Origin of the sequence: Chroococcus sp. FPU101 (assembly GCF_017312365.1) — a bacterium.
Lineage (GTDB): Bacteria > Cyanobacteriota > Cyanobacteriia > Cyanobacteriales > Microcystaceae > Chroococcus.
The window spans coordinates 1-8,556 of record NZ_BLJI01000073.1 but is presented as its reverse complement, the minus strand read 5'-3'; the positions used below and the strand labels follow the sequence as shown (position 1 = coordinate 8,556).

The following is an 8,556-nucleotide window of genomic DNA, read 5'->3' as shown; positions in this document are numbered from 1 at the left end:
CTAAAGTCATGAGAGGTTCAAAAGTTTTAGCAATTTCTACGATCGCTTTAGCGAGAAGTCGATCAATATATTGACCTAGTTCTGATTCACCAAAGCGATTAAAAGATTCATGTTTTTGCGCTACGTTTCGTTGATGTGATAACTTCTGTTTTTGTTGTCGCTGTCGATTGAGTAAAGGATATTGATCCCCTAAAAGTTGTTTGAGACTGCGGTAAGTTATCACTTTCCCTGTTGTTGCATCAACTACAGCAACAGTAGCAGGTTTTTCTAAACCCATTGCCACACCGACTACTATTTGAGATTGTCCTTGAGATAAAGGTTTACTTGGTCGAGGAAAAGGGTTATCTAGTTTGGCTAAAGTAGAATTTTTGCGTTTGATAAAAGCCTGTTGTTTCTCGTTAAGATCACCTTTTTCGTTCATGCGAGTCAGAACTTGAGCGATTTCTTCGGCTTTTTCCTGCCTAACTTGTTCGGTTCCTTCGGCTGTCCATAAACGGGTGTCTATTGTGCATTGAAGAATTAAATGATGAATATTCCAGGGTTGACCTTTGCCTTCGCCTTCAATCCAAAGAAATCGTGCCGAACGAAGGGTAAATAAAGCACTAGAATGTTGATGTAGAAATTCTTCAAATTAACTCTATTGAGAGATGCGATCGTGAGTAGATATTTGGAACAGTGGAGGAGTTACCGTAAGGGCATAACTCATGTTGACTAAAAATCCCACCTCTATTGGGTCTTCTCCAGAACAAAATCTAGACCCGACGTTTTATCCAGAACCCGATCCAGAAACGGGGCCTAATACAGAATCGATTCCCGCGACTGAACCTGACGCTGAAACTAACGAAGAACCTACACTACCACCAGAAGTTGATCCTGAATTTCCATCTAAACCTGTTTAAGTAAATGACACTGATTTCCACTTGATTGGAAGAAATGATGCTCATCAAAAAATTTTTATTAGCTTTGAGTAAAAAAAGAGGAATTTAAAATGACAGATTCAAAAAACCACTCTGAACAGATTCAAAAATTGCGAGAGATGGTAAAAGCGATCAATATTGCTATGTTAACGACTGTTGATGAAGATGGTAGTCTACGAAGCCGTCCGATGTCTTGTAATGGAGAAATCGAATCGAATGGTGACATTTGGTTTTTCACCTACGCTAGTTCGCATAAAGTGATCGAGATTGAACAACAGCAGCAAGTGAATGTGAGCTTTGCTGACCCCCATAAACAGCAATATGTCTCCATATCAGGTTCAGCCCAATTGATCCGCGATCGTCAAAAAATAGCCGAATTATGGAAACCGCAATTAAAAGCGTGGTTTCCCAAAGAACTAGATGAACCTGATCTAGCCTTGCTTAAAGTCACTGTCGAAAAAGCAGAATACTGGGATGCTCCAAGTAGTTTCGTCGCCCACACGATTAGTTTGTTGAAAGCTCTTGCTACTGGAGAAACGGCAAACGTTGGGGAAAACGAGAAATTGGATTTGGCTTAACAAGATGAGTTTAGAGATCTGGCTAATTTTTTGATTTTAGCCAGATTTTGACATTATTCAATTTCTTCTTTTCTCTACTATCTCTTCAGAAAAACAAAAGTATTTTTTCAATACATGACGAGTTTTAGAAAAAATTACAATATTTTAAATATATTTAATTGCGTGAGTGATTAAAAAGTAATTATTTTTTGACTTAACTGTTTTATTCCCCATAAAATCGGTCAATTCTCTCTATATAATCCAATTTAGCGATTGATAACAAAATTGTTTTCCATCTTGGGTTATGAGGATTACCAATACAAAGATATTGATGACTTGTACAGCCGATTCTTCCTCGAATCTGAGGATAATACTTAAGAGTCGGATCGATTAATAGAACTTCCACTAAAAAACGCTCATCTGCTGGAAGACAAAACTCGTAATTTACAGAGGTTAAACTATCTGAGCCGCCTACTAAGCCATCTGGCGAAATCATATCAATATCAAAAGTAATTTTATTCAATATCGATTTGAAAGTAAAAGTTAAATTCTGAGCGGAAGATTTATTAATCTGATTCCCATTAAGAAAAACAGTGAATATCTTTAGTAAGATCAACATAGATTTTAAAAAATTAACCTTGATCACGGGCAAAATGGCTTTTATTCAGATGAAAAAGCGTAGACATCATATTTTAACCTGTATATTGTTTAACGGCTAATAACTCCTAAATATTTTATTAAACAAAATTTTAGCCTTTACTTTGCCATTAATAAATGAGCCAAAAAAGCCAAAAAATTATCCTCAAACAAATTTCGTCAAAATGGACTGAACTTCAAGGACAGTCGCCTCAGATAAAAAAAGCCCAGGATAAATAGCCGTCTGCCACACTGGATGTTTAAGAAGTTGACAGCCCTTGAGCGTATTAAAATAGTTAAATTCTAATGAGTAATGAACAATAGCGACTAAATCGAAAATGAGATCGCCTTTAGTTGAGTATTGAGGCGTTCCATCTTTGGGTGAAATGATTTCTGTACAAAATCCCTGTTGCTGACTGACTAAATAAAAATATTCACCTAATGCTATAAATTCCTTAAATAATCGGTCTTTTTCTTGTTCAATAAATTTTCCCTCACCGTCTAAAGGAAAATGAGAGTTTAGCAAAACTAGTACGATCGTTTGGGGTGAAACTGACCAATCTGGTAGCAATCTATCCCAGTTATTCATCATAAATGGGGTAGGAGATTTGAGATAAATTTCTACAGGATTTTCTTTCATCAGTGTTGAAGATTTAATGTTATGGTTAACCAATCAACAGAGTCTATAATCTATTTTAAAAATGTGCTGTTGTGAGCATTTTTTCTCGGTCAGCCATCTTTTTATAAAATTAAAATTTGTCCCTCTCCAGTTTGGACACGCCAGAGATTAGCGTAAATTCCCTCTAGTTGAATTAAGGCTTCGTGGGTTCCACTTTCGACGATTTGTCCGTATTCCATAACATGGATATAATCGGTATGACGAATCGTAGAGAGGCGATGGGCGATTACAATCGTCGTCCGATGACGTGTAATCTGCTCTAAAGAACGTGCGATCGCTGCTTCTGTCTCGTTATCAACCGCAGATGTAGCCTCATCAAAAATTAAAATCGGTGGGTTTTTCAAAATCGCTCTAGCAATTGAAAGTCGTTGTCGTTGTCCTCCAGACAATTGTTGCCCTCTTTCTCCAACAACTGTATTGTATCCTTTAGGTAATTGCTGGATAAAGCTATGAGCTTCGGCTGATTTAGCGGCTCCAATAATCTGCTCCATTGTGGCTTCAGGGCATCCGTAGGCAATATTTTCTTTGACCGTACCATGAAACAGAAAAACATCTTGACTAACTAGGCCGATATTGCGCCGTAAATCGTAGAGAAAAATGTCTTTGATATCAATGCCATCAAGAATAATGCTTCCTGTATTAATTTCATATAGTCTAAGCAGCAACTTAACCAAGGTACTTTTTCCCGAACCTGTCGTACCAACAATCGCAATCTTTTTTTGAGCCGCAATGTGTAAAGAAAGATTTTTTAGAATCGGATAACCCTCTTGATAAGCAAAGGAAACATTGTTTAGATCGATTTCCCCGCGAACTTGGCCTGAAGGTAAAGCTTGATCGCCTGAATGGATGACAATAGGAGTATCCAAAAGATCCATTACTCGATTAGTTGAAGCCATTGCTCTTTGATAAAGATCTAGTGTTTGACCGAGGCGAGTCAATGGCCATAATAGACGTTGAGTGAGAAAAACCAATACGCTGTATGTTCCGACGGCTAACTGTCCTCTCGCTACTTGCATTCCACCAAACAGAAGAATCGCACAGAAACTTGCAAGGATAACCAAGCGGATTAAAGGAATAAATGCAGCACTAAGCTTGATCGCTTTACGGTTACTTTGACGGTAAGCTTCACTTTCAACTCTCAGGCGTTCTATCTCATACTTTTCTGTCGTAAAGCTTTTAATCGTCATTATGCCACTTAAATTATTAGAAAGAAGACTACTAAGACTGCTAACTTTTTCTCTAACATCGGCATAACGCGGAGCCAAAAAATCTTGAAAGGCAACAGAACCCCAGAGGATTAGAGGAATCGGTAAAATAGTCATCCATGCGATCGCAGGTGTAAGAACAAAAAAAGCGGTTCCAATGACGATTACTGTTGTCAATACCTGTAAGATTTCGTTAGCTCCAACATCTAAAAAACGCTCAAGTTGATTAATATCATCGTTAAGAATCGCCAGCAGAGAACCTGTCGAACGCTCCTCAAAATAAGCTAATTCCAAGTCTTGAATATGGCTATAGGCATCAAGTCGAAGATCATGTTGAATATTTTGAGCGAGATTGCGCCAGAGATACTCATAGGCATACTCAAAAATCGACTCTAAGCCCCAAATAATGACCGAGAGAGCCGTTAAAATCAATAATTGGCTGAAAACGTCCTCAATTCCGAGCCGAGCGATTAGAGAATCCTGGGGTTTAACTACTACATCTACAGCCGTTCCAATTAAAGCAGGAGGCGCAAGATCAAAGAATTTATTGAGGATTGAGTAGAGCGTAGCTTGCCTGATTTTAGAGCGATAGTTACGTCCGTAGTGTAAAAGGCGAGCAAGGGGTTGGGAGCGTTTCGGATGAGTAGGCACGAGATAGCGTTTGTTTATACGAATTATATTGTATTACACAATATCATTGTGACCTAAATCCGTTTGAATGATATTTTTAAGATTTTGACTAGAAGATACTCGGTTAGCTGTTTTCAAAGAATTTTAGTCTAAATTTAGAAATTTAACGTTTAAACCTAAACATTTTATTAACACAATAAGTACTTAAGCAAAATTAATTACATATTTAGTACCAAATTCTTTCAAGATTTGCTCGACAGCATTAACCAAACTTATCCAATTTTGATAAGCATTCACATCTAACCATTGATACTTTATGAATCGCCAAAGAGTTTCAATCAAGTTAAGATGAGGAGAATAAGTAGGAAGCCAAAAAATCTCTAAATTCTTTTCCTGCCAAGAAGCACATTTCTCAACAAGAGAAGCACTGCGATGAATGGAAGCATTGTCCATAACGATAACTGTTTTTTGAGTCAAAGTTTCACTAAACTTATCTAAATAAGTAATGACGACTTGACGGGTAATTTTTCCTTCAAAAATATCAGGATAGAATTCATTTCTTTTATTCATTAACCTTAATAAGTTTAACCGTTGTCCTTGACGACTTTTTAAGGTGATCGTTGCTCCTTTTTCCTGCCACGCATCCGGAACATAAGGAACTAAGCAAAACCCTGTTTCATCAAAATATCTTAAGTCAATTTCTCCTAGAATATCTAGCTTTTTTAATCGTTCCAGTTCTTGTTTTTTTTGTTGATAATCTTCTGGGTCAGGTTCTCCGCCTACTCCTTTTTTTAATCTTCTCCAACTCATCAAGAATGATTTTAAAACTCGCTTGATGGTATCTTTACTAACTTTAATTCTCCATTCTTTATCAATTTTACCCAGAATATTTTTTAGATTTTTTGGCGATTCTTTAGCCCAGGAACGAATTTCTTCTTTTTGTTGAGAATTGAAGATTTGTTTTCTTCCTCTACCCGCTTCATCGTATAAACCCACTAATTTCTTTTCTGACCATGCTTTTATCCAGTTGTGCATTGTCTTTCTACTGACTTCAAAAATTTTCATTAATTGAACAAAACTATACCCTTGAAAACTTAAAAGAATACAATGCGCTCTTTGCCTGACTTTATGATGTTTACTTTGTTTGTAGATCCTCTTTAACATATTTATCGTTTCTGGGCTTAGATCTGAAATAAATTTCATTACTGCTTTAGCTCTTAGGTTCGCTTTTAGCTTAACCCTTTTCTGAGTTTAAGTATGTAACTTATTTTGCATTACTACTTATTAAGCAATTATCTACCATCTCTTCAAATATCTTGCTTAAATTAAGTCATAAAGTTAAGTTAACTTGATTAATTGGGATAACTAAAAATGAAGATGTTAATTTTTAGGCAATTATGACAGACATTTCAAGTGAAGGAATCAGTTTTGTATTTGGTGGCTCTGTTACGGGTGCTAGTGTTTCGACAGCTATTGGAGGTATAGGATTAGTTGGTAGTTTTGGCGGAATAGGTATCGGTATGGGAATCATGACTGGAGTAGGTGCGATCGCAGGTGCGGCTGCCTATGGAACTACTCAAGCGGTAACTGAAAAAGATGCAACCGTTTTAGGTGCTATCGGTTTAGGTTCATTGGGTGGAATTGGGGTTTCTACAACAGTAGGAGGCATAGGTTTAGGAATTGGTGGGACAGCCATCGGACTCGGTGTTGGCTCAATGGCATTAGCAGGAGGAGTAGTTGGATTAGGGATTTATGGAATCGGAAAAATCTTCAGTACTCATCAATCTAGTAGTAATTATTGGACAAATATTCAATTTCTTGAACAAACTACGGAAGAATATGAAACTGAAAGACTGTGGTTAGAGTTAGAGGAGCAATCAATTAATATTGAAGATGAGTTAAATTCTTTAAAAGCCGATTTTTCCTCTCAAGCAACAAAACCTAACAATCCAATTAATTCACATCAAATTGAAGAAAGTGCAAATTTGTCTTGGCAGTGTTTTACGGTTCTTAATGGTCATCAAAAAGCTGTAACTTCTATAGTTTTTAGTCCTGATTGCCAAACACTAGCTAGTGGAAGTGATGATCGAACAGTCAAGCTTTGGGACATTAATAAAGCAACATCTGTTTATACATTTGTTGGATGTTCAGCCGAAATTCAAACAGTTGTTATCAGTTCAGATGGAAATCTTTTAATTGCGGGTGGTTTCGATCAAAGAATTACGGCTTGGACTTTAAAAAATAAAGCTTTATTTTCTAGTTTTTTTGGAAATCTCAACTCTCCCAATAGCCATAATGGTGCTATTTGTCAAGTAGCTATTGAAAACAATAGACAATTTATTGTCAGTGGTGGAACTGATGGAAAAGTTCGAGTTTGGAATAGATATACAGGAGAATTAAAAAGGACTTTGAATGAACACTTGGCTACGGTTTGGTCAGTCTCCATTAGTCCAAATGGAGAAATTATTGCTAGTGGAAGTGCTGATCAAACGATTAAACTCTGGACTAGAGGCAGCATTAAATCTTACTGTACTCTTTCTGGACATTTAGGAGAAGTGACAGCCATAGCTATTAGTCCAGATGGAAAAAGTGTAATTAGTGGTAGCACTGATGGTTGCTTAAAAATTTGGAATATTTTAACAGGTGAATTACAACAAACTATAATTAGACATCACTAAACAATTTTAAGTTTAGCAATCAGTCCCAATGGAGAAATCTTAGCCAGTGGAGATGTCCAAGAGGTTAAGTTGTGGAATTTAAAAACGGGTGAATTGATTGAAAAAGTGTTAGGTTGCTATCCAGTTAGTTTTAGTTCTAATGGAAAATTTTTGGCTACAGGAAATCACGACCGAGGGATTAAAGTATGGTGTCAAAGGCTTGATAATTCTCAAATAACTTTGGAGCTAGATACTGATTATTGGTGGTCAATTTTAGGTGTGTCTAAAAATGCTACTTTAAAAGAGGTTAAGCAAGCTTACCGTTCTCTAGTGCGACTGTATCATCCTGACTTAAATAACCTGAGTTCGGGTTAAGCAGATTGAGCTAAAAGCCAGTCAAGACGTAAGCTAGGCTTCTTAGGTTGATGACAATAGGCAATTAATGCACATAGAACATTAACACAGAAATTAACAGGCGAGCGATGACGAGAATGTTCGATCTGAGAAATGTTTTTGAGTTGGTCATTAATAGTTTCAATAATGAAGCGTTGGCGGGATAAAAGCTTGTCATGAAGGCTCATGAGCTTATTCTTCATCTTGCGACGAGGTTTGGCAAAAAATTGAATTGCAAACTCTTTTAGAAGCTGAGTCGCCAACTTTTGAGAGACATAACCCCGTTCAGCTTCGCTGCGCCTTCGGCGACCAGCAAAAACTTTGCCAAAAAGACCATTAAGTAATTTAGGAATAGGGCAACGGTCATCAAAATTGCCAGGAGTAAGTTGGACATTTAAGATTTGACCAAGTTCGTTAACTACCAAATGGAGTTTGAAGCCAAAAAACCAATCTACGGAGGTTTTCCCCCTTTGTGCTAAACCATTAAAGACTTTGTGACGAGATAATTCTCCGATTGTGACAAACTCTGAGGCTAGTCGAGTCTACAAAACTAACACCCGTGCAGTTACCAAAACAACGTTGAAGATAGACACATAATGGAATTAAGGTTGAAGGTATCCATTCTACAAATCGCTGATAGCTGGGAAGTCCAGGAAAAGCTGAGTGCCAATACTCTTTAACCTGATTAAGATAGAAATGCTTGAAGTTTCGGTAGTGACAAGCGTGAAAAGCGCTTAAAATAGTCATAATTTCGCTTAAACAAAGTTTTTTAGCTCGAATTCCTTTTTTCCCTCCATTAGACAACAGTTTTTTTTGCCATTGATACCAAGTTGCGAATTGTAGCGTAAAATTAAATAGAAAGAAGAAAAGGAAGATCAAGAA

At 37.0% G+C, this 8,556-nt stretch carries 8 protein-coding genes and 2 pseudogenes; 4 read left to right on the top strand and 6 right to left on the bottom strand.

All coding sequences use genetic code 11. The features are described from left to right. A pseudogene (gene cas12k, locus CFPU101_RS24595) lies at positions 1–616 on the bottom strand (type V CRISPR-associated protein Cas12k); the annotation flags it as partial. A gap of 88 nt (positions 617–704) precedes the next feature. Here cas12k and CFPU101_RS24590 point away from each other — a divergent pair. After that, positions 705–899: a hypothetical protein gene (locus CFPU101_RS24590; protein ID WP_206818427.1), complete on the top strand. Its 195-nt coding sequence runs from the start codon at positions 705–707 to the stop codon at positions 897–899. A gap of 89 nt (positions 900–988) precedes the next feature. Further along, positions 989–1,495, top strand: coding sequence for a pyridoxamine 5'-phosphate oxidase family protein (locus CFPU101_RS24585; RefSeq protein WP_206818426.1), 507 nt, complete (start codon positions 989–991; stop codon positions 1,493–1,495). 202 nt (positions 1,496–1,697) lie between these two features. Here the strand turns inward: CFPU101_RS24585 and CFPU101_RS24580 are convergent, their stop codons facing one another. The 4 genes from CFPU101_RS24580 to CFPU101_RS24565 form a co-directional block, all read right to left on the bottom strand. Then, on the bottom strand, positions 1,698–1,997 hold the full coding sequence (locus CFPU101_RS24580) for a hypothetical protein (protein WP_242578247.1): 300 nt from the start codon (positions 1,995–1,997) through the stop codon (positions 1,698–1,700). 279 nt (positions 1,998–2,276) lie between these two features. Then, complete coding sequence (locus tag CFPU101_RS24575; protein WP_206818424.1) at positions 2,277–2,750, bottom strand: hypothetical protein; 474 nt, start codon at positions 2,748–2,750, stop codon at positions 2,277–2,279. A gap of 101 nt (positions 2,751–2,851) precedes the next feature. Next, positions 2,852–4,645 (bottom strand): ABC transporter ATP-binding protein, encoded by a 1,794-nt coding sequence (locus CFPU101_RS24570; protein WP_206818423.1) that lies wholly within the window; start codon positions 4,643–4,645, stop codon positions 2,852–2,854. 183 nt (positions 4,646–4,828) lie between these two features. Next, entirely contained in the window at positions 4,829–5,827 is a 999-nt protein-coding gene (locus tag CFPU101_RS24565) for an IS630 family transposase (RefSeq protein WP_206818422.1), read from the bottom strand. Positions 5,828–6,021: 194 nt separating this feature from the next. Between CFPU101_RS24565 and CFPU101_RS24560 the strand changes: the two genes are divergently transcribed. Then, the gene (locus CFPU101_RS24560; protein ID WP_206818421.1) at positions 6,022–7,302 is read left to right on the top strand and encodes a WD40 repeat domain-containing protein; all 1,281 of its coding nucleotides are present in this window, start codon (positions 6,022–6,024) and stop codon (positions 7,300–7,302) included. Positions 7,303–7,371: 69 nt separating this feature from the next. Then, positions 7,372–7,656, top strand: coding sequence for a J domain-containing protein (locus CFPU101_RS26090; RefSeq protein ID WP_206818428.1), 285 nt, complete (start codon positions 7,372–7,374; stop codon positions 7,654–7,656). Here the strand turns inward: CFPU101_RS26090 and CFPU101_RS24550 are convergent. Further along, positions 7,653–8,553, bottom strand: a pseudogene (locus tag CFPU101_RS24550) (IS982 family transposase). The gene CFPU101_RS26090 and the pseudogene CFPU101_RS24550 overlap by 4 nt on opposite strands. Positions 8,554–8,556 lie beyond the last annotated feature (3 nt).